General features: G+C 68.0%; 20 protein-coding genes. 7 read left to right on the forward strand and 13 right to left on the reverse strand.

Going from position 1 to position 18,070, the window contains the following annotated elements:
• Window positions 1-29: 29 nt before the first annotated feature.
• Complete coding sequence (locus tag GKO32_RS28680; protein WP_154760028.1) at window positions 30-830, reverse strand: ABC transporter permease; 801 nt, start codon at window positions 828-830, stop codon at window positions 30-32.
• The gene (locus GKO32_RS28685; protein WP_154760029.1) at window positions 827-1,777 is read right to left on the reverse strand and encodes an ATP-binding cassette domain-containing protein; all 951 of its coding nucleotides are present in this window, start codon (window positions 1,775-1,777) and stop codon (window positions 827-829) included. The genes GKO32_RS28680 and GKO32_RS28685 overlap by 4 nt, the downstream gene beginning before the upstream one ends.
• Before the next feature lie 116 nt (window positions 1,778-1,893).
• On the opposite strand from GKO32_RS28685, the gene GKO32_RS28690 reads away from it, so the two are divergent.
• Window positions 1,894-2,871 (forward strand): endonuclease/exonuclease/phosphatase family protein, encoded by a 978-nt coding sequence (locus tag GKO32_RS28690; RefSeq protein ID WP_312868692.1) that lies wholly within the window; start codon window positions 1,894-1,896, stop codon window positions 2,869-2,871.
• Here the strand turns inward: GKO32_RS28690 and GKO32_RS28695 are convergent.
• Window positions 2,858-3,685 (reverse strand): SIR2 family NAD-dependent protein deacylase, encoded by an 828-nt coding sequence (locus tag GKO32_RS28695; protein ID WP_154760030.1) that lies wholly within the window; start codon window positions 3,683-3,685, stop codon window positions 2,858-2,860. The genes GKO32_RS28690 and GKO32_RS28695 overlap by 14 nt on opposite strands.
• Window positions 3,675-3,977, reverse strand: a complete 303-nt coding sequence (locus GKO32_RS28700; protein WP_154760031.1) for an antibiotic biosynthesis monooxygenase family protein — start codon at window positions 3,975-3,977, stop codon at window positions 3,675-3,677. The genes GKO32_RS28695 and GKO32_RS28700 overlap by 11 nt, the downstream gene beginning before the upstream one ends.
• Before the next feature lie 27 nt (window positions 3,978-4,004).
• On the opposite strand from GKO32_RS28700, the gene GKO32_RS28705 reads away from it, so the two are divergent.
• A complete protein-coding gene (locus tag GKO32_RS28705) occupies window positions 4,005-4,754 on the forward strand; it encodes an alpha/beta fold hydrolase (protein WP_154760032.1) in 750 nt (249 codons plus the stop codon).
• On the opposite strand, the gene GKO32_RS28710 is transcribed toward GKO32_RS28705, so the two are convergent.
• The 3 genes from GKO32_RS28710 to GKO32_RS28720 are packed head-to-tail and all read right to left on the reverse strand — an operon-like array spanning window position 4,731 to window position 7,251.
• Window positions 4,731-5,615 (reverse strand): iron-sulfur binding domain-containing protein, encoded by an 885-nt coding sequence (locus tag GKO32_RS28710; protein ID WP_312868694.1) that lies wholly within the window; start codon window positions 5,613-5,615, stop codon window positions 4,731-4,733. The two genes, GKO32_RS28705 and GKO32_RS28710, sit on opposite strands and share 24 nt — an antisense overlap.
• 13 nt (window positions 5,616-5,628) lie before the next feature.
• Window positions 5,629-6,120 (reverse strand): beta-class carbonic anhydrase, encoded by a 492-nt coding sequence (locus GKO32_RS28715; RefSeq protein ID WP_154760033.1) that lies wholly within the window; start codon window positions 6,118-6,120, stop codon window positions 5,629-5,631.
• A gap of 30 nt (window positions 6,121-6,150) precedes the next feature.
• On the reverse strand, window positions 6,151-7,251 hold the full coding sequence (locus GKO32_RS28720) for a LacI family DNA-binding transcriptional regulator (protein WP_154760034.1): 1,101 nt from the start codon (window positions 7,249-7,251) through the stop codon (window positions 6,151-6,153).
• A gap of 197 nt (window positions 7,252-7,448) precedes the next feature.
• On the opposite strand from GKO32_RS28720, the gene GKO32_RS28725 reads away from it, so the two are divergent.
• Genes GKO32_RS28725 through GKO32_RS28735 form a run of 3 tightly spaced genes read left to right on the forward strand, consistent with a single transcriptional unit; the run spans window position 7,449 to window position 10,048 of the window.
• Complete coding sequence (locus GKO32_RS28725) at window positions 7,449-8,375, forward strand: metal ABC transporter solute-binding protein, Zn/Mn family (RefSeq protein WP_376766005.1); 927 nt, start codon at window positions 7,449-7,451, stop codon at window positions 8,373-8,375.
• A complete protein-coding gene (locus tag GKO32_RS28730; RefSeq protein WP_154760035.1) occupies window positions 8,372-9,172 on the forward strand; it encodes a metal ABC transporter ATP-binding protein in 801 nt (266 codons plus the stop codon). Before GKO32_RS28725 ends, GKO32_RS28730 begins: the two co-directional genes overlap by 4 nt.
• Window positions 9,173-10,048 carry a metal ABC transporter permease gene (locus tag GKO32_RS28735; protein ID WP_312868695.1) on the forward strand — a complete coding sequence of 292 codons (876 nt, stop codon included), beginning with the start codon at window positions 9,173-9,175 and terminating at the stop codon, window positions 10,046-10,048.
• Here the strand turns inward: GKO32_RS28735 and GKO32_RS28740 are convergent.
• Window positions 10,045-11,253, reverse strand: a complete 1,209-nt coding sequence (locus GKO32_RS28740; RefSeq protein ID WP_312868696.1) for a DUF445 family protein — start codon at window positions 11,251-11,253, stop codon at window positions 10,045-10,047. The genes GKO32_RS28735 and GKO32_RS28740 overlap by 4 nt on opposite strands.
• 185 nt (window positions 11,254-11,438) lie before the next feature.
• Between GKO32_RS28740 and GKO32_RS28745 the strand changes: the two genes are divergently transcribed.
• Both GKO32_RS28745 and GKO32_RS28750 read left to right on the forward strand, forming a co-directional pair.
• Complete coding sequence (locus GKO32_RS28745; protein WP_154760036.1) at window positions 11,439-12,479, forward strand: coiled-coil domain-containing protein; 1,041 nt, start codon at window positions 11,439-11,441, stop codon at window positions 12,477-12,479.
• 332 nt (window positions 12,480-12,811) lie between these two features.
• A complete protein-coding gene (locus GKO32_RS28750) occupies window positions 12,812-13,018 on the forward strand; it encodes a hypothetical protein (RefSeq protein WP_154760037.1) in 207 nt (68 codons plus the stop codon).
• Here GKO32_RS28750 and GKO32_RS28755 read toward each other — a convergent pair.
• The 5 genes from GKO32_RS28755 to GKO32_RS28775 all read right to left on the reverse strand — a co-directional run bounded on the left by GKO32_RS28755 (window position 13,005) and on the right by GKO32_RS28775 (window position 17,985).
• The gene (locus GKO32_RS28755; RefSeq protein ID WP_154760038.1) at window positions 13,005-13,346 is read right to left on the reverse strand and encodes a DUF1801 domain-containing protein; all 342 of its coding nucleotides are present in this window, start codon (window positions 13,344-13,346) and stop codon (window positions 13,005-13,007) included. The genes GKO32_RS28750 and GKO32_RS28755 overlap by 14 nt on opposite strands.
• Before the next feature lie 61 nt (window positions 13,347-13,407).
• The gene (locus tag GKO32_RS28760; protein ID WP_154760039.1) at window positions 13,408-14,841 is read right to left on the reverse strand and encodes an MBOAT family O-acyltransferase; all 1,434 of its coding nucleotides are present in this window, start codon (window positions 14,839-14,841) and stop codon (window positions 13,408-13,410) included.
• A gap of 81 nt (window positions 14,842-14,922) precedes the next feature.
• Window positions 14,923-15,879 carry a 23S rRNA (guanosine(2251)-2'-O)-methyltransferase RlmB gene (rlmB, locus tag GKO32_RS28765; RefSeq protein ID WP_154760040.1) on the reverse strand — a complete coding sequence of 319 codons (957 nt, stop codon included), beginning with the start codon at window positions 15,877-15,879 and terminating at the stop codon, window positions 14,923-14,925.
• Window positions 15,880-15,884: 5 nt separating this feature from the next.
• Window positions 15,885-17,264 carry a cysteine--tRNA ligase gene (cysS, locus tag GKO32_RS28770; protein ID WP_312868697.1) on the reverse strand — a complete coding sequence of 460 codons (1,380 nt, stop codon included), beginning with the start codon at window positions 17,262-17,264 and terminating at the stop codon, window positions 15,885-15,887.
• 34 nt (window positions 17,265-17,298) lie between these two features.
• Window positions 17,299-17,985, reverse strand: a complete 687-nt coding sequence (locus tag GKO32_RS28775) for an HAD family hydrolase (RefSeq protein WP_312868698.1) — start codon at window positions 17,983-17,985, stop codon at window positions 17,299-17,301.
• Window positions 17,986-18,070 lie beyond the last annotated feature (85 nt).

Here is an 18,070-nt window from a genome sequence, read left to right on the forward strand (position 1 = left end):
GGCCGGCTGTTCGTTCCCCCGGGGATAGCTCAGCCGACGCGGCGCCGGTAAGCGCGCATCGCGAGCGGGAAGAACACCAGCACCACACCGGCCAGCCAGGCCAGCCCACCCAGCAGCGGACCGGTGACGTCGCCGCCGACCAGCAGGCCACGCATCGCGTCGGCGAGCAGGCTCACCGGGCTGATATCGGACCACGCGTGCAGCCAGCCAGGCATCGTCTGGCTCGGCACGAACACGTTGCTGCCGAAGGTGAGCGGGAAGACGAACGCGATCATGATGCCCTGCACCGAACCCGGATTCTGGACGAGCATCCCGACGAACACCGCGATCCAGCACAAACACAGGCCCGCCACCACCATCAGTGCGACCGCGCCGAGCACGGCGAGCGGGTTGGTGTGAATGCGGAAGCCCATGATCGTCGCCATGACCAGCAGCACCGCGATCGCGACGAGGTAACGCACGACATCGGCGAGCACTGCGCCCACGAGCGGGGCGGACCGCGCGATCGGCATGCTGCGGAACCGGTCGAACACACCTTTGCTGACATCGGTGTTGAGCGCCACGCCCGCGGACAGGCTGGCCATGATCGTGTTCTGCACCAGCAGGCCCGGGGTCAGGTTCTGCAGGTAGGCGCCGGTGCTGCCGGAGATCGCACCGCCGAAGAGGTAGACGAACATGACGAGGAACAGGATCGGCTGGATCGTGACGTCGATCAGCTGTTCGGGGTTCTTGCGGATCTTGAGAATCCCCCGCCAGGCAAGGGAAAGTCCGTGTTGCAGCGCCTTCGCCGGGCTGATGTGGCGAGGCGGTGCGAGCACCGCGGCGGTCATACCACCAACTCCTCGGCGGGTTTCCCAGTGAGGGCAAGGAAAACTTCGTCCAGGCTCGGGAGCCGCAGTGCAAGCTCGTCGGCGGTGATGCCGGCCTCGTCGAGCTTACGGACCATTGTGGACAGAAGAACGGGATCGGACACGGGTGCGGTGAGCAGCCCGGTGTCGTCGTCGCGCGCCGGGATGACCCCGGTGAGATCGGCCAGAATGCGCTCGACGATGTCCATATCGGACAGTGCGGTCGGCCGCACCAGCATCGTCTGCCCGCCGACTCGCCGCTTGAGCTCGTCCGCGCGGCCCTCGGCGACTACGCGGCCGTGGTCGATGACGGTGATGGAGTCGGCCAGCTGATCAGCCTCGTCGAGGTACTGCGTGGTCAGCAGCACGGTCGCCCCGTCGGCGACCAGCCGCCGCACGACAGCCCAGACTTCGTTACGCGCGTGGGGGTCCAGCCCCGTGGTCGGCTCGTCGAGGTACAGCACCTGCGGGCGGCCGACGAGACTGGCGGCGAGGTCCAGCCGTCGCCGCATCCCGCCCGAGTAAGTCTTGGCCGCGCGGCCCGCAGCCTCGGTCAGCTCGAACTGCTCCAGCAACGCGGCGGCCCGCGCCTTCGCGTCCGGCTTGGCCAGCCCGAGCAACCGCCCGAGCAGCACGAGGTTCTCGGTGCCCGAAAGATCTTCGTCCACCGACGCGTACTGGCCCGTCAGCCCGATCAGTGAGCGCACACGCACCGGGTCACGCACCACGTCATACCCGCCGACGGTCGCGTGCCCGCTGTCCGGTTGCAGCAGCGTGGCCAGGATCCGGACGGCCGTTGTCTTGCCTGCGCCGTTCGGCCCGAGCACACCCACCACCTTCCCGGTCGGCACCCGCAGATCCACCCCGTTCAGCGCGACCGTTTCCCCGAAACGTTTGACCAGGCCTTCCGCCTGGATCGCCAGCGACATCTCATCCTCCTTGGTCGTCGCACGGGATCAAGATGCCGGGACCGGCTGGCAGGCGGCGCACAGCGCGCTGGCAGCTGCTGACAGCGGGCTGACAAGTTTCGCGTACAACAGACTGTGTGCACACCGCAGAGGCTCCGGCCCCACCGCGAGCGAGTTCGTCCTACCGCCGGAACCTCGGGATGATCGCGCTTCTCGTGCTCGCCTTGGCGTTCCTGGAGATCGCCGCGATGCGGGTGATCGGCGTGGACGGCAACCGGCTGACCGCGGCGCTGCTCGCGCTCACCCCGTACTGGGCGGTGGGCGGGCTGATGCTCGGCGGGGTGTCACTGGGGCTGCGACACTGGTGGATCGGCGGGATCGTGCTCGCGGTCGCGCTCGCGCTGGTCGCGATGCAGGTGCCGCGCGCGATCGCGGCCACCCAGCCGCCGGCGCACGGCGCTGCCCTGCGTGTGATGTCGTCGAACCAGTACCTCGGCCACGCGGATGTCGACACCATCGTGCGGCTGGTCCGCGAAAACCAGATCGATGTGCTGAACCTGCTGGAACTGACGCCACGCGAGGTGCGCGAGTTCGAGCGCGCCGGGCTGTTCGAGACGCTGCCGTACCGGGTGCTCAAACCGCAGTACGGCGGTGCGGGTTCGGGCATCGTGTCGCGTTACCCGCTGACGGAATTGTCGCTGGCCGGCCCGTCGCGGATGGAACAGCCGAGTGCCCGGGTCGACCTCGGCGGCACCTCGATCGAGATCGTCGCGGTGCATCCGATCCCGCCGACGACGGACGCGGCGGAGTGGAAGAAGGAGGTGGCCGGGCTGCCTGGGCCGGACAGTCATGGCCCGGTGCGGATTCTCGCCGGGGACTTCAACGCCACGGTCGATCACGCGACGTTCCGCGATCTGCTCGGCGCCGGGTATACCGACGCGGCGCTCAGCCGGGGCGAGGCGTTCACCTCCACCTGGCCATCCCGGTTCTTCCCACCGCCGGTCACGATCGACCACGTGCTCGTGGACCCGCGGGTCGCGGTCGAGCACTATCGGGTGCTGGACGTCCCCGGTTCCGACCACAAGGCGGTGCTGGCCGAGCTCACCCTGCCGTGAGCAGTGCGTCGAGGGTGGTGAGCGTGTCCAAGGCGCCGCCCGCCAAGGAAATCCCGCGATTGTGCCGGATCTGTGGCTCGCGCGGGTTGATCCGGATCAGCGCGCCGGTGCCGGCGCTGGCGAGCTCGGCGTAGCGCCGCACTGTGGGCACCGCCGTACCGGCACCGAGCTCTATGACGACGAGGTTCGGATACCGGCGGCGCCACTCGTGCACCGCACGCCGCTGATCGTCGCTGCGCGTGGAGACCCAGTCGAAATCGCCGAACATCAGGATGTTCGGTCGCGCCAGGCGCCCGCAGGCCGGGCATTGCGGCAGTGGCCCGGTGGCCCGCATCGAGTCCTCGTCGATCCGGGGTGCGAAATCCGTGGCAGGCCAGATGCCGGTGCCGCACGGATGGCTGCACTGCAGGTGATGGATCGAGCCGTGTATCTCGGCGACGAGCGGGAAACCGGCCTGCTGGAACTGACCGTCCACATTGGACGTGAAAACCACGACACCGCCCGGCTTCGCCTCGCTCCATTTGCGAAGGAGCGCGAAACCCTGATGTGGCACGGTTTCCCGGTACAGCTGGAGGCGGTGACCGTAGAAACCCCAAGCCAGCGCCGGATCTTCGGCGAAATGCCGTGGATCGGCCAGTTCCACGAACTGCAGCCCGAGCCGCGCATAGGGCGGGTAGGCCCGCCAGAACCCTTCGTCACCACGGAAATCGGGCAGCCCGGAATCGACACCCATCCCGGCGCCGGCGCAGACGAGCAGTGCGTCCGCACCGGCGATCAGCCGGGCCGCCCGGCCCAGCTCCTCGTTAGTCGGCATCCAGGGAAACGACCTCGAACTCCAGCAGGTTCGCGCCGGTGGACACCGGCCGGGCGCGCTCGCCGCCGTGCGCCTCGCGCGCCGGGCCCTCGGCCCATGCCTTATACGCCTGCTCGGACTCCCACTTCGTGTACACGAAGTAGCGGTTCTCGCCGGCGACCGGGCGCAGCAGCTCGAAGCCGAGGAAACCGGGCTGGTTGTCCACCGCGTGCTTGCGGTTCGCGAAGCGCTTCTCCAGCTCGGGGCCGGCGCCCTCGGGAACCTCGATTGCGTTGATCTTGACGACTGCCATGGGATCCACCCTACCTAGACTGTCGGGATGAGCGTTGTGGACTTCGGCGGCCAAGGGCAGCCGATCGTGCTGCTGCACGGGTTGATGGGACGCGCGCGAACGTGGTGGCCGGCCGCGCAGTGGCTGACTCGCTACGGGCGCGTTGTCGGTCTCGACGCGCGCGGGCACGGGCGGGCGCCGAAGACCGGACCGTGGACGACGGAACAGTTCGTCGAGGATGTGGCCGCGGTCTTGCGGACGTTCGACGAGCCGGCGGTGCTGATCGGGCATTCGATGGGCGGCCTGCACGCGTGGGCGACGGCGGCGACGTATCCGGGGATGGTGCGCGCGGTGGTCGTGGAGGAGATGGCGCCGGACCAGCGCGGGCGGACAGTCGACGATTGGCGGGCGTACTTGGATTCCTGGCCGGTGCCGTTCCAGTCGCTCGCGCATGTGCGGGAATTCTTCGGCAGCACGGGAAACTACTACACCGAATGCGTCGAGGAGCGCGCGGACGGCTACCACTTGATCGCGGAGCTGGACACCATGTACGAGATCGCGGCCGAATGGGGCCGGCGGGACTACTGGTCGTTCGTGGCCGGCGTGAAGTGTCCGCTGCTGGCGATCGAGGCGCAGCACACGGCGATGCCTCCCGGTCAACTGGCGGAACTGGCGGCGCGGGTACCGGACGGCCGGCACCTCGTGGTGGAGGGCGCCGGGCATTTCGTCCACGGCGACGCGCCCGACGAGTACCGCGGCGCGGTGGAGGCGTTCTTATCCGCGGTGCTCTCCCGGTAGCGCGAAGCGGCCGTCCGGAATCTGTTCCACCAAGCCATCCGTGAGCAGCGACGCCAGGCACCGATCCCGCCGCCCGGCGTCTTCCGGCCACACGACATCCAGCCGGTCCTTCCACACCGGCTCGGGCGTGGCGCGCAGGACATCCAGGAGTTTCCCGCGGATCTGCCGGTCGGTACCCGCGAACTTCTGCACCGGTTTCGCCGGCCCGGCGTATTCGGGCCGGCCGGCGCGCTGCCAGGCGCACCTGTCGTAGATCGGGCAGTCGGCACATTTCGGCGAACGCGCGGTGCACACCAAGGCGCCGAGTTCCATCAGTGCGGCGGAAAACCGGGCCGCTGGCGCGTCGGCTGCGGGCAGCAGCGCTTCGACGTCCGCCATGTCACGGGTGTTCGACGCCGGGCCCGCGTCACCGGCACCGTGCACCGCCCGCGCGACGACCCGCCGCACGTTGGTGTCCACCACCGGCGCCCGCTTACCGTAGGCGAAAGCCGCGACCGCCCGCGCCGTGTACGCGCCGATACCCGGCAACGCCAGCAGAGTGTCCACATCGGACGGTACGACGTCACCGTGCTCGCCCGCGATGACCGAAGCCGCCTCGTGCAGGCGCAGCGCGCGGCGCGGGTAGCCGAGTTTGCCCCACGCGCGCAGCACCTCGCCCTGGCTCTCGGCCGCGAGCGCGGACGGGACCGGCCAGCGCGCCAGCCACTCCTCCCAGATCGGCTGCACTCGTACGACCGGCGTCTGCTGCAGCATGATCTCGCTGACCAGCACACCCCAGCCGGTGCATTCCGGCTTACGCCACGGCAGATCCCGCGCCGTACGGTCGAACCAGTCGATCAGGGTTTCGGCTTGGATGGGCACACGGCCAGACTAGCTACTGGACCTCGGTCAGCTCACCGGTGTGCACGTCGTAGACGAATCCGCGCACATTGTCCTTGTACGGCAGGAAATCGCTGCGCCGCGCGCGCTGGACCGACGTCCGCACGCTGTCCTTCACCTCGCGGAATGCCTCGACGGCCCACGTCGGCCGCAGCCCGGTGTCGTGTTCCAGCTCGTCCTTGAACTCGTCGTCGGTCACCATCGACAGCCCGCAGCTGGTGTGCTGAACGATGATCACCTCGCGCGTCCCGAGCTTGCGCTGCGACAACGCGAGCGAACGGATCACGTCGTCGGTCACGACCCCGCCGGCGTTGCGCAGAATATGCGCCTCACCCTGGATCAGCCCGAACAACTCGAACACCCGGATCCGGGCGTCCATGCAGGTCAGGATCGCGATGTGCAGGGATGGTTCGGGGGTCGATCGGTCACCCCGCAGCCGGTCTTCGAGTTGTTCGTTGCGACTGAGCAGCTCGTCGATCGCGGTCATCTGGCTCCTCCTGGCGTCGGTCAACCTACTTTAAGGGCCGAACCAGTGCTCTTCCATCGTTCGTGGCGGAGCTGACGTCGTCCCGATGCGCAGGTCGGTGTCGAGCGTGATGATCTGCGGATTGACGTGGTCGGCCGCCGACAGCAGCAGCTTGCCCGCGGCACGGCCCTTCTCCAGCACCGGCTGGTGGACGGTCGTCAACCCGGCGCGCTCGGCCTCGGCGATACCGTCGAACCCGGTGACCGTGAGATCCGCCGGCACCCGCAGTCCTCGCCGTTCCGCTTCGGCCAGCGCGCCGAGGGCGAGTATGTCCGAGGTGCAGATCAGTGCGGTGACCTGCGGGTAGGCGTTCAGCAGCTGGCGGGCGGCGGAGGCGCCTTCGTCGACGGTGTGGTCGAACCGCTCGACGACGGGCACGGTCGCCCAGTCGACCCCGGCCTTCGTGAACGCCGTCGCGAGCGCTTCGAGCCTGGTCCTCTGCACGTGGAAATGTGCGGTGCGCTGGCGTTCCAGCGGGACGAAGTCGTCGTTGCGGTCACGGCCAAGGCGCATGCACAGAACGCCGACCTGGCGGTGACCGAGGCCGACGAGATGCTCGCCGAGCTGGGCGATCGCGGTCGCGTCGTCCGGGCCGACCCGGTCGATCCCGTCGATGCGCGGCTGGTCGATGATCACGGTGGGCACCGGCCGGGCCAGCACGGCGGCAAGGTGCGGATCGTCGTCCGGCACCGAGTAGACGACGAACCCGTCGACGCCGGCGCGGTGCACGGCGGCCACGTCCTCGCGACCGGGGCTGGCCGGCACGAGATGCAGCCCGACGCCCGCGTCCTCGCAGGCGAGCGCGAGCCCCTCGAGGACGCCGATCGCCGCGGGGTCACGGAACGCGTACGAAAGGTTCTCGGTGAGGAGGAGCCCGACGGCTCCCGCCTTGCGGGTGCGCAGTGAACGCGCCACGGGATCCGGACCGGGATAGCCGAGGCGGCGCGCGGTCTCCAGCACCCGGCGGCGAAGCTCGGGTGAGAGCTGGTCGGGCCGGTTGTAGGCGTTGGACACCGTGGTCCTGGACACGCCGAGTTCCGCCGCGAGCGACGCCAGCGTGGCCTGTCGCCTCATGCGCATAGGACGGCCCATGAAAGGAAACCGTAACGGTTCAGATCGGATTCCAGAAGTCGGAGCACGGCTGCCTGGCGGCCCCGTCGGCGCCATGCCACGTTCAGCCGCCCTTAACCCGCGAAACCAAGATCATCACTCGATGGCGTAAAGTGAACTCGAAAACCGTTTCCAATAACTACTGACGGTGCCCCTACCTGCCACTTTCGGGAGTACACGTGTTTCGTGACAGCCGTTCGCCACGCCTGCTCGGCCTGGTTTCCGCCGCCTCCGCACTGGCATTCGTGCTCGCGGGATGTGGCGGGGGTAACACCGCCGGTGGCAGTGGCACCGGCGGGAAGCTCGATGTGGTCGCCTCGACCGACGTGTGGGGCAGCGTGCTCGCCGCGGTCGGCGGTGACCAGGTCCAGGTCACTTCGATCATCCACGACCCCGGCGCGGACCCGCACTCCTACGAGACCACCCCGCAGGACGCGCTCGCCGCGCAGAAAGCCGCGCTGACCTTGGGTAACGGTGGCGGCTACGACGACTTCTTCACGAAGCTCGCCGACCAGGCGTCGAACGCGAAGAAGCTGGTGGCCTGTGATACTGCAGCCATCGGTTCCTCAGCTCGCTGTGACGAGAACGAGCACGTCTGGTACAGCTTCGCGACCGTCGAGAAGGTCGCCGACCAGGTCGCGACGGAGCTGGGCCGGCTGCGCCCCGCCAACGCGCAGACTTTCACTGCCAACGCCACCGCGTTCAAAGCCAAGGTCGCGGACCTGCAGACCAAGACCGAGCAGGCCGGTGCCGCGAAACCGGGCACGAAGGTCATCGCCACCGAACCGGTCGCGCACTATCTGCTGGAGACCGCGAAGGTCACCGACGCGACCCCACGGGAGTTCTCCGAGGCCGTCGAGGAGGAGAGCGATGTGCCGGCCGCGGCACTCGCCGAAGTGAACAGCCTGATCGAGGGCAAGCAGGTCACCGCCGTCGTGAACAATGCGCAGACGGTGACGCCCGTGACGCGGCAGGTGGTGGACAACGCCAAGAAGGCCGGCTTGCCGGTCGTGGACGTGACCGAGACGCTGCCCGCCGGAACCACGGACTACATTTCGTGGATGACCAGCGAAGTCAACGCTTTGTCGGGAGCACTGAACTCTTGAGTCCCGCAGTCGAGATCTCCGGCGCGAGCCTGGCGTTCGCCGGGCGCACGTTGTGGTCCGGATTGGACCTGAACGTCGAGCCCGGTGAGTTCCTCGCGATCCTCGGCCCGAACGGGTCGGGAAAGACGAGCCTGCTGAAGGTGCTGCTGGGGTTGCAGCCGTTGTCGGCGGGCTCGTGGCGGATCGCCGGTGACCGGCCGGTCGGCTATGTGCCACAGCAGCGCGCGATGCACGAGGCGCTGACGTTGCGGGGAGTGGACCTTGTCGGGTTCGGTCTCGACGGGCACCGCTGGGGTCTTGGCCTGCGTGGGATGACGGCGCGGCGCCGCCGGGTCGCGGCCGCGATCGAGTCGGTCGGGGCACAGTCCTACGCGAAGTCGCCGGTCGGCCTGCTTTCCGGGGGTGAACAGCAGCGGCTGCGGGTCGCGCAGGCGCTCGTCGGTGACCCGGACGTGCTGCTGTGCGACGAGCCGTTGCTGTCGCTGGATCTCGGGCACCAGCGTGCGGTGAGTGCGCTGATCGACAAGCGGCGCCGGGACGCGAATACCGCGGTGTTGTTCGTGACCCACGAGCTCAACCCGATCTTGTCCTATGTGGACAGAGTGCTGTACTTGGTGGACGGCCGGTTCCGGATCGGCACGCCGGACGAGGTGATGAACTCGAAGACGCTTTCCGAGCTGTACCGGACGAAGGTCGAGGTGATCCGCGTCGGCGGGCAGATCCACGTGGCCGGCACCCAGAGCGCGGTGTGTGAGGAAGAACCACACCACCTCGGCACGGAAGAGCGGGTGTCCTGAGTGGACAAGCTGTTCGATTTCGGGTTGACCGGGCAGTTGCTCGCGCAGCCGTTCGTGCAGACGGCGCTGCTGGCCGCGGCGGTGCTCGGGCTGGTCGCCGGGGTGCTCGGTCCGCTGATCGTGACGCGGCGGATGTCGTTCGCGGTGCACGGCACGGCGGAACTCGCGTTCACCGGCGCGGCGGGGGCGCTGCTGCTGGGCATCGGCGTCGAATACGGCGCACTCATCGGCTCGGTGTTCGCGGCATTGTTGCTGGGACTGCTCGGTGCGCGGGAGTCCGATCGCGACTCGGTGATCGGCGTGATCCTCTCCTTCGGGCTCGGCGTCGGCGTGCTGTTGCTGACGTTCTATCCGGGACGTGCGTCGAACAAGTTCGGCATCCTCATCGGACAGATCGTTTCGATCGACACGACGAACGTCGTCGTGCTCATCATCGCGGCGGCCGTGGTGCTGCTGGTGCTCGCGGCGATCTACCGGCCGTTGCTGTTCGCGAGCGTGGACCCGCATGTGGCCGCTGCCCGTGGGGTGCCGGCCCGGCTGCTCTCGCTGGTGTTCGCGGTACTCGTCGGTGTCGCGACGGCGCTCGGCGTGCAGATCGTCGGCTCACTGCTGGTGGTGGCGCTGATGGTGACACCTGCCGCCGCCGCGGTCCGGATCACCGCCAGCCCGTGGCGTGCGACGCTGCTGGCGGTGCTGTTCGCGGAGACCGCCGCGCTGGGCGGCATCATCCTGTCGCTCGCCCCCGGTGTCCCGGTAAGCGCTTTCGTCACGGCGATCTCGTTCCTCATCTACCTGGTGTGCCGGGCGATCGCGTACCGCCGTGGCCGCGCGAGCCGGGTCAACGTCCCCGATGTGGTGGCCGTGCCGTCCGTCTAGTGCAGCATCAGCACGACCTGCAGCTCGCCGACGACGAAACCGATCACGCCGCCGACGACGATGAGCTTCCATTCCTCCTGGCGAAAGGCCGGGCGCAGCAGGCCTTCGTACTGCACCGGGGTCAGCGCGAGCATCCGCTGTTCCACCATGTGCGCCACGTCCATCGCCTCGGTGAGATAGCCCTCGGCGTGCTGGATGGTTTCCGGCAACCGCGCCAGCGCACGGTCCGCCGCGGCCTCCTTCAGTTCCTGGAGCCGCTGCGCGCCGATGGTCACCGACACCAACCGCCCGGCCTGTTCGTCCACCGCCTTCGCGACGGTTCGCCGCACCATCGCGACCAGCTGGTCGGCCCGCGGGCCACGCAGGACCGCGTTGAGCAGGTTCGGGGTGGTGAGCACTTCCTGTGCGATCACTTCGCCGTAGTCGCGCGCGACCTGGCGCTGGCGCCGGTGGAACTTCCCCTGCACGATCAGCCCCGGCAGCAGCCGAATCGGCCGGCGGGGACGGAAAATCAGTTTGATGGCGAGCCAGTCGGTGAACAGCCCGATGCACCCGCCGAAGACCGGCAGCACCCACGGATTCTTCGTGAGCGCCCAGGTGACCGCCTGCACGAGACCGAGTGCGAACCCGAAATAGATCCCACAGCGGGCGATGAACGCCATTTCCGGCCGGGCCGTCTCGCGGATGAGCCGGACCAGCAATGCTTTGTCCCGCGTGAGCAGCTGCACGGTCATGTGCTTGACGTCGAGAACCTCGTCGAGGTTGTCCCGCAGATCGGCCAGCAGCTCCCGTACGAATCGCGGTGAGCCGGCCTGGACCTGTTTGACGATCAGTTCCCGTGCCATCGAGGGAAGCGCTTCCCACAGCCGTGGCTGGTACTCGGCGAGAACATCCCTGGTGATGTCGTCGACCGCGCGCAGCAGCGGCTGCTCCATCGTGGCCGTCAGCCGTGCCGGGTCGATCCTGGCGAAGATCTCCTTGAGGTCCAACAGGTTCGAGGTCAGCAGGTCGGTGGCGATCGCCGCCATCCGGCCGCCGTGTTTCGGCACCACACCCTGCCAGCCGAGCAGCGGCGGAATGCCGCGGAACTCCAGCGGGCGGAACATCATTTCGATCGCGACACGTTTGGTGACGTAGCCGATCAGCGCGGCGATGAACGGGATCGCGGTGTAGAGCGGCCAGTGTGCGGCGAAATCCTGTGCCACCCCCGGGCCTCCCTCCCTCGGTTACCGGAAGGGTAGTAGAGCTGTGAACATGCGGCTCACCAGCCATGACCAAGTTGGACAGTCCTGCGGCGCAGGTCGGCGGCATGTGAACCCGCGATGGACCGAGAGTAAAGCGTTCCAATGGCGGTATGGAATCCGAACTGCGGACCTACTAAGGTCGCCGCATGCCCCCAGCGCAGTCCCCAATCCAGTCAACTGAACCATCTCTCGGTGCCCCGCATTTCCCGCTGGTCTTCCGCGGCTATGACCGGGTGCCCGTCGACGAGCGGCTGAACCAGGTCGCGGCGGAACTCAAGGAGCTCTCGCAAGCCCGTGACGAGGCGATGTCCTCGGTCGCGGAGCTGACGAAGGCGCTGAGCTACGCGCAGCAGGAGCTCGCCGAGACCAAGACCGCCCTTTCGCGGATGGCCAGCGACCCCAACAGCGCGGCCACCATGACCGAGCGCGTGCGCTCGATGATGCAACTGGCCGAAGAGGAAATCGCGGAGCTGCGGCAGCAAGCCGACGAGCAGGCCGCCCAGATCCGCGCGGAGGCCGAGAAGTACGACCTCGACACCCGCAAGGCCACCGACAAGTGGGTTTCCGAGCGTGAGGCCGACATCGCCGAGCGGCGCAACGAGCTCGAGGCCGAGTACCAGGCGCTGACCGCCCGCCTCAAGGACGAGCACGACGAGCTGATGAACACCGCTCGCGGCCAGATCGAGCGGCTCAACGCCGAGGCCGAGGCCGAGCGCGCCCGCCTCGACGAGGAGTCGAACCAGCGCCGGGCTGAGGCCGAGAAGAAGGCCGACGACGAGCTGGCCGTCAAGATCTCCGAAGCCGAGGAAGCGCTGGCCACCAAGGTTTCGACCACCGAGAAAGCGCTTGCGGAAAAGGTCTCGACCACCGAGGGGGCACTGGCCACCAAGGTCAGGGAGACCGAGGACTCGCTGGCCACCAAGGTGCGCGAGACGGAGGACTCGCTGGCGCGCAAGGTGTCCGAGACGGAGAACCGGCTTTCCCGGCAGACGCTGGAGGCCGAGGAGCGGGCAGCCGTGCTCGTGTCCGACGCCGAGCGTCAGCTGGCCGAGGCCGAGGAGAATCGCACGCAGGCCTTCGCCTTCAAGAAAGAAGTCACCGAACGGCTCACCGCGACGCATTCCGCACTGCAGGAAGCGCTTACCCAGCTCATTCCCGCGGAGGAATCCGGCAAGGTTCCCGCGTAATTTCCCTATCCGCAGCCGCCTTTTCGTCCTGGACGAGAAGGCGGCTTTTCGTTGCCCAGAAAGTGACCTCGAGCTGGGTTTTGTCTCTTATTAACGAAGTGACTGCTCTTATCGAATGAAACTTACCTGTAACAATACCGCTGTTTCCTAGCCGTGTGAACTTCGCCATGATGGCGCGCTGTGAATGCGTTGCCGGGCCGTTTGTTACCAATCCGACGGATCGGCTGCTCGGCGCGTTGAAGGCGGCGAAGGTCGCGCCGGTCCCGCGTCGTTGCTCTCGTGGGTGCTGACCGCCGCCATCATGGCCACCCTCGGTGTTCGGGGCCGCCCGCGTGACGACGAAGCCCGCGGACCGGCTGCCGCTGGACTGGAAGGCGGTGCTGTGGATCCCGCCGTGGCTCGTCGGGCAGGTGATCATCGGCTGGCTGGGCCGCTACGGCGAGAGCGGGAACCTCAAGGTGCTGCCGGAGTGGATTCGCCTGAGCTCTGCCCCCGGCGTCCATTTCGGACGGACGCCGGGGACGCTCAGACCCGATTGAGCGCGCTCGCCTCGCGCACCAGCTCGACAAAGCCGCCGTCGTCGAGTTCGTCACCGTTGTGGATGTCGATGGCCCGCCGCGTCCCGGCGCCGAGGCTCGCGTTGAACAGCCCGCCCGGGTCGGCAAGCGAGGCCCCCTTGGCGAAGGTGATCTTCACCTTGTCCTTGTAGGTCTCCACCGTGCAAATCAGACCCGAATACGAGAAAGTGGGCACCCCATCCGGATTGGACGGCTTGCGCCACTTCGCCTCCTCGACCACCTCAGGCTCGGCCTCCACAATGAGCGCCCGCACACGATCGACGATCTCGGTTCTCCAGTCACCGGTCATGGGACAAACCTTATATACATCCCGTCATCCCGCCAGCGAAGTGAACACCGTTCCGCTGGAACTAGAACTGGTAATACAGGAACGGGCTGAACGTGCCGTTCGCCACGAGGATCGCCGCGTAGGCGAGGCCCGCCGTCATCACGCCGATCCGCAGGCTCGTGGCCGGTTTGCTGCGGGACGACTCCAGCAGCGGTCCGGTCACCGGATGTGCGGGCAGGACGACCACGAGCAACGCCAGCAGCAGCACCACCAGCCGCTGGTTGGTCAGCGCCGAGGACACCACGTCGGTCAGGCCGGTGAAGTCCGGCAGGAACATGTGCCCGATCATGGTCAGCGCGCCGGTGAGATCGGCGGAGCGGAACAGCACCCAGCCGAACACGACGAGCACGAGTGTGAGCACCCGGCGGCCGATCCGCGGCCACAGCGCCGCCGGTGTGGTGTCCCAGCCGAAGGCGCGCTCGATGATCAGCAGCGCCCCGTGGTAGCAACCCCACACCAAGAACGTCCAGTTCGCCCCGTGCCAGAGTCCGGTCAGTACGAACACGACGCACAAGTTCCGGTACGTCTTCGCCGCGCCGTGCCGGTTGCCGCCGAGGGGAATGTAGAGGTAGTCGCGGAACCACCGGGACAACGACATGTGCCAGCGCCGCCAGAACTCCGTCACCGTCACCGACGAATACGGCCGCGCGAAGTTCTCCGGCAACCGGAAACCGAGCATTCGGCCCAACCCGATCGCCATATCGGAATAACCCGAGAAATCGAAGAACAACTGCAAGGTGTACCCGACCGCACCGAGCCACGCGACACCGAACGTCATGTCCTGCGGCGGTGTGCGGAAACATGCCTCGACCATCGGGCTGAGCGAGTCGGCGATGATGGTTTTCTTGCACAGCCCCAAAGCGAACCGCGGGAAGCCCGCCGCGATGTCGTCCAGCCGGTGTGAGCGCACCTGCGGCAACTGGTCCGCGATCTCCCGGTACCGCACGATCGGCCCGGCAACCAGCTGCGGGAACATCGCGATGTAGGTCACGAACGAAACCGGGTTCCGCAGCGCCCGCCGCTCTCCGCGATAGATATCGACCACGTACGAGATGTGGTGGAACGTGAAGAACGATATCCCGATCGGCAACGCCAGATGCACGATCGGGAAGTCCCCGCCGAAAACCCGCGCCAGGTAGTCGAACTGCTGCGTCGCGAACCCGGCGTACTTCCAGATGACCAGTACCGCGACGTCGAAACAGATCACGCCGACGAGCAAGCGTCTTCGCCGCGCGGACGGCTGCCCCCACTCGTCGGGTTCGAGCGCGGTGCCGACCAGGAAGTTGACCACCATGCATGCCAGTAGCAGCAACAAGAACGCGCCCGCGCCGCTGGCGTAGAAGATCAGGCTCGCCACCGCGATGATCCCGTTCCGCCACGTCCGCGGCAGCACCAGCACGGCGACGAGCAACGCCGGCATGAAGTACCACAGGAACAGCGGCGAGACGAACGACATCGGTGCGCGGGCCCCCCATCAGGATCAGCCTGCTGACCTTAACCGACCGTCAGCCGGGCCCGCGGGAGAAGTGACGCGCCGCTACACGCGGCCCGCGATCCGCCGCCGCCGCGCCACTTCCGCCAGCAACACCCCCGCTGCCACCGACGCGTTCAGCGACTCGACACCGGCGGCCATCGGGATCGACACCGTCACGTCGCACGTCTCCCGCACGAGCCGCGAAATACCGCGCCCTTCCGAGCCCAGCACGATGACCAGCGGGTCGGCGGCCAGGTCCAGCCCGTCGATGTCGACGGTGCCGTCGGCGTCCAGACCCGCGATCATCAGTCCCTCGTTCGCCCAGGCCTTCAACTGCCGGGTGAGGTTCGTGGCCACCCCGATCGGCATCCGCGCCGCCGTTCCCGCGCTCGTCCGCCACGCGACGGCCGTCATGCCCGCGCTGCGCCGCCCTGGCAGCAGCACGCCGTGCGCACCGAACGCGGCGGCCGAGCGCACCACAGCGCCAAGATTCCGCGGGTCGGTGACCCCGTCGAGCGCGACCAGCAGCGGTGGCTCACCGGAGTTACGCGCGGCGGCGAGCAGGTCGTCGGGGTGGACATACTCGAACGGCGGGACCTGCAGGCCCAAGCCCTGGTGCACCGCCCGGTTGGTCTTGCGGTCCAGCTCGTCGCGGGGCACCTCGAGCACCGAAATACCCTTGGTCGCGGCCAGTTGTACGGCCTCGTTGACCCGGTCGTCGGCGTCGATGTTCAACGCCACGTACAGGGTTGTGCCCGGCACGCCCGCGCGCAGCGCCTCGACCACGGGGTTGCGCCCGGCGATGATCTCCGGGCCCTCGGCCCTCTTTTCCCGCGCCCGCTCGGCCTTCGCCGCCGCCGTCGCGCGCCGTTGCGCCGGATGACCCGGCCGCATCTCCGCGCGCGGCGTCGGGCCCTTGCCCTCCAGTGACTTGCGGCGCTGCCCGCCCGTGCCCTTGACGGCACCCTTCTTGGTACCGGGATTGCGCATCGCACCCCGGCGCTTCGAGTTCCCTGGCATTTTTCCTAAGCGTCCTTAACGGTCCACAGTGGACCATCCGGGGTGTCTTCGACCGTGATTCCGGCCTTGAGCAACCGATCCCGCACCGCGTCCGCACGCGCGAAGTCGCGCTCCGTGCGGGCCCGCTGGCGCTCACCAAGCAAATCGTCGACGAGATCCGAAAGCGCCTGCCGCCCCGGCGTTTCCGCGCCCGCCACCTCGGCCCATCGCGGGTCCAGCGGGTCGAGGCCCAGCACGCCCATCATGGCGCGAACCGAACCGGCGATCGTGCGAGCCGCCTCGTCCTGATGCGCGTCCAGCGCCGTGTTGCCTTCGCGGACGGCGTTGTGCACCACCGCGATCGCCGCCGGGGTCGCGAGATCGTCGTCCATCGCCGCGGCGAACCCGGGCGCGATCTCACCCGGCGCGACGGACCCGGCCCGGCGTAGGAACTGTTCGATCCGCCGGTACCCGGCCGCGGCTTCGGACAGCGCGCCGTCGGAGTATTCGATGGTCGAGCGGTAATGCGGCTGGACCAGGTAGTACCGCAGCTCCACGGCGCGGTAGTTCTTGAGCATCGCCTCGATGGACACCGTGTTGCCCAGCGATTTCGACATCTTCTCGCCCGACAGCGTCACCCACGCGTTGTGCAACCAGAACCGCGCGAACGGGTCACCGGCCGCGTTCGACTGGGCCCGCTCGTTCTCGTGATGCGGGAACACCAGATCCACGCCGCCGCCGTGGATGTCGAACTCCGCGCCGAGGTAGTTCGTCGCCATGGCCGAGCACTCGAGATGCCAGCCGGGACGGCCCGGACCCCACGGCGTCGGCCACGACGGCTCGCCGGGCTTGGCGCGCTTCCACAACGTGAAGTCACGCGGATCGCGCTTGCCCTCGCCGAGCGACTCGCCCTGCTGAACCTCGTCGAGCTTCTGCCGCGACAGCGCGCCGTACTCGGGAAAGGTGCTCACCGCGAAATAGACGTCACCGCCGGCCGTGTAGGCGTGGCCGCTGTCGATGAGCCGCTGCATGAGCTCGACCATCTGCGGCATGTGCCCGGTGGCTCGCGGCGCGATCGACGGCGGGAGGCAGCCGAGGGTTTCGTAGGCGTCCTCGAACGCACGCTCATGCGTGAACGCCCATTCCCACCACGGTCGCCCGGCATCGGCGGCCTTCGTGAGGATCTTGTCGTCGATGTCGGTGACGTTCCGCACGAACAGCACATCGAGTCCATTGTGGACGAGCCAACGGCGGAGAACGTCATAGTTCAATGCGCCGCGGACGTGTCCGATATGCGGAATGCCCTGCACGGTCGCCCCACACACGTAGATGGACGCCGTCCCACTACGAGCGGGATGGAATTCCCGCACGCTCCTGGTCGCGGTGTCGAATAGGTGTAGGGCCACTCCGAAATGGTACGGGGCCTGCCAGGGCGAGCGGTTAGAGCACCCCGTGCGTGCGCAGCGCGACGAGCAGCGCGTCCGGCCGGTCGGTCGTGGGCAGCGGGTCGACCAGGGCGAACGGGCAGCCCAGTGCCGCCGCCCCGCCGTCGGCTTCCGCGCTGTCGCCGACCATCAGGGTCTCTTCCGGAGCATGTCCGAGCCGGTCGAGCAGGAGCCGGAAAACGGCCGGGTCCGGCTTGATCACGCCTTCCTCGAACGACAGCAGGAACGCGTCCACATACTGGTCGAGCCCGCGATCGGCGAACGCCGGCCGGATATCGAAGGCGATATTGCTCAGCACACCGACTTTCAGGCCCTTGCCGGCGCAGCTTTTGAGCACGGCTTCGGTGTCCGGGTAGGGCGTCCACTCGTCGGGATCGATGAGCCGGCCGTAAAGGGCTTCGGCCTGTTCGAGCTTCGGGACGCCGGAGCGGCGCAGCACCTCGAGGTAGATCTTCCGGTGCAGTGCCGGGTCCAGGTCGCGGTTCTCCCAGGCGTACTGGTACTCGTCGGACAGCTCCACGACCTTGCCGGTCGGCGCCGTCATCCGGCGCATCAGCTCGGCCTGGGCCTCGACGTCCAGCGGCTCGCCGCCGGCGTCCGTCAGGTGAGCCAGCCAGCTCTCGTGCTGCTCCAGCCGGAACAACGTGCCGGAGAAATCGAACATCACCGCCCGAATGGTCACGGCGCCCAGGCTAATCAAGTCACGCGAAGCGTGTCCGTTGAGGGGAGCGACTGCGGCGCGCAGCGCCTCCGCTCGGGGTGGTGGC

Origin of the sequence: Amycolatopsis pithecellobii, from assembly GCF_009707865.1 — a bacterium.
GTDB classification, from domain to species: domain Bacteria; phylum Actinomycetota; class Actinomycetes; order Mycobacteriales; family Pseudonocardiaceae; genus Amycolatopsis_E; species Amycolatopsis_E pithecellobii.

Coding starts and splice junctions, on each gene's coding strand:
- GKO32_RS28680 (WP_154760028.1), bottom strand. CDS start 830: ATGACCGCCGCGGTGCTCGCACCGCCTCGCCACATCAGCCCGGCGAAG.
- GKO32_RS28685 (WP_154760029.1), bottom strand. CDS start 1,777: ATGTCGCTGGCGATCCAGGCGGAAGGCCTGGTCAAACGTTTCGGGGAA.
- GKO32_RS28695 (WP_154760030.1), bottom strand. CDS start 3,685: ATGCCGACTAACGAGGAGCTGGGCCGGGCGGCCCGGCTGATCGCCGGT.
- GKO32_RS28700 (WP_154760031.1), bottom strand. CDS start 3,977: ATGGCAGTCGTCAAGATCAACGCAATCGAGGTTCCCGAGGGCGCCGGC.
- GKO32_RS28705 (WP_154760032.1), top strand. CDS start 4,005: ATGAGCGTTGTGGACTTCGGCGGCCAAGGGCAGCCGATCGTGCTGCTG.
- GKO32_RS28715 (WP_154760033.1), bottom strand. CDS start 6,120: ATGACCGCGATCGACGAGCTGCTCAGTCGCAACGAACAACTCGAAGAC.
- GKO32_RS28720 (WP_154760034.1), bottom strand. CDS start 7,251: ATGGGCCGTCCTATGCGCATGAGGCGACAGGCCACGCTGGCGTCGCTC.
- GKO32_RS28745 (WP_154760036.1), top strand. CDS start 11,439: ATGCCCCCAGCGCAGTCCCCAATCCAGTCAACTGAACCATCTCTCGGT.
- GKO32_RS28755 (WP_154760038.1), bottom strand. CDS start 13,346: ATGACCGGTGACTGGAGAACCGAGATCGTCGATCGTGTGCGGGCGCTC.
- GKO32_RS28760 (WP_154760039.1), bottom strand. CDS start 14,841: ATGTCGTTCGTCTCGCCGCTGTTCCTGTGGTACTTCATGCCGGCGTTG.
- rlmB (WP_154760040.1), bottom strand. CDS start 15,879: ATGCCAGGGAACTCGAAGCGCCGGGGTGCGATGCGCAATCCCGGTACC.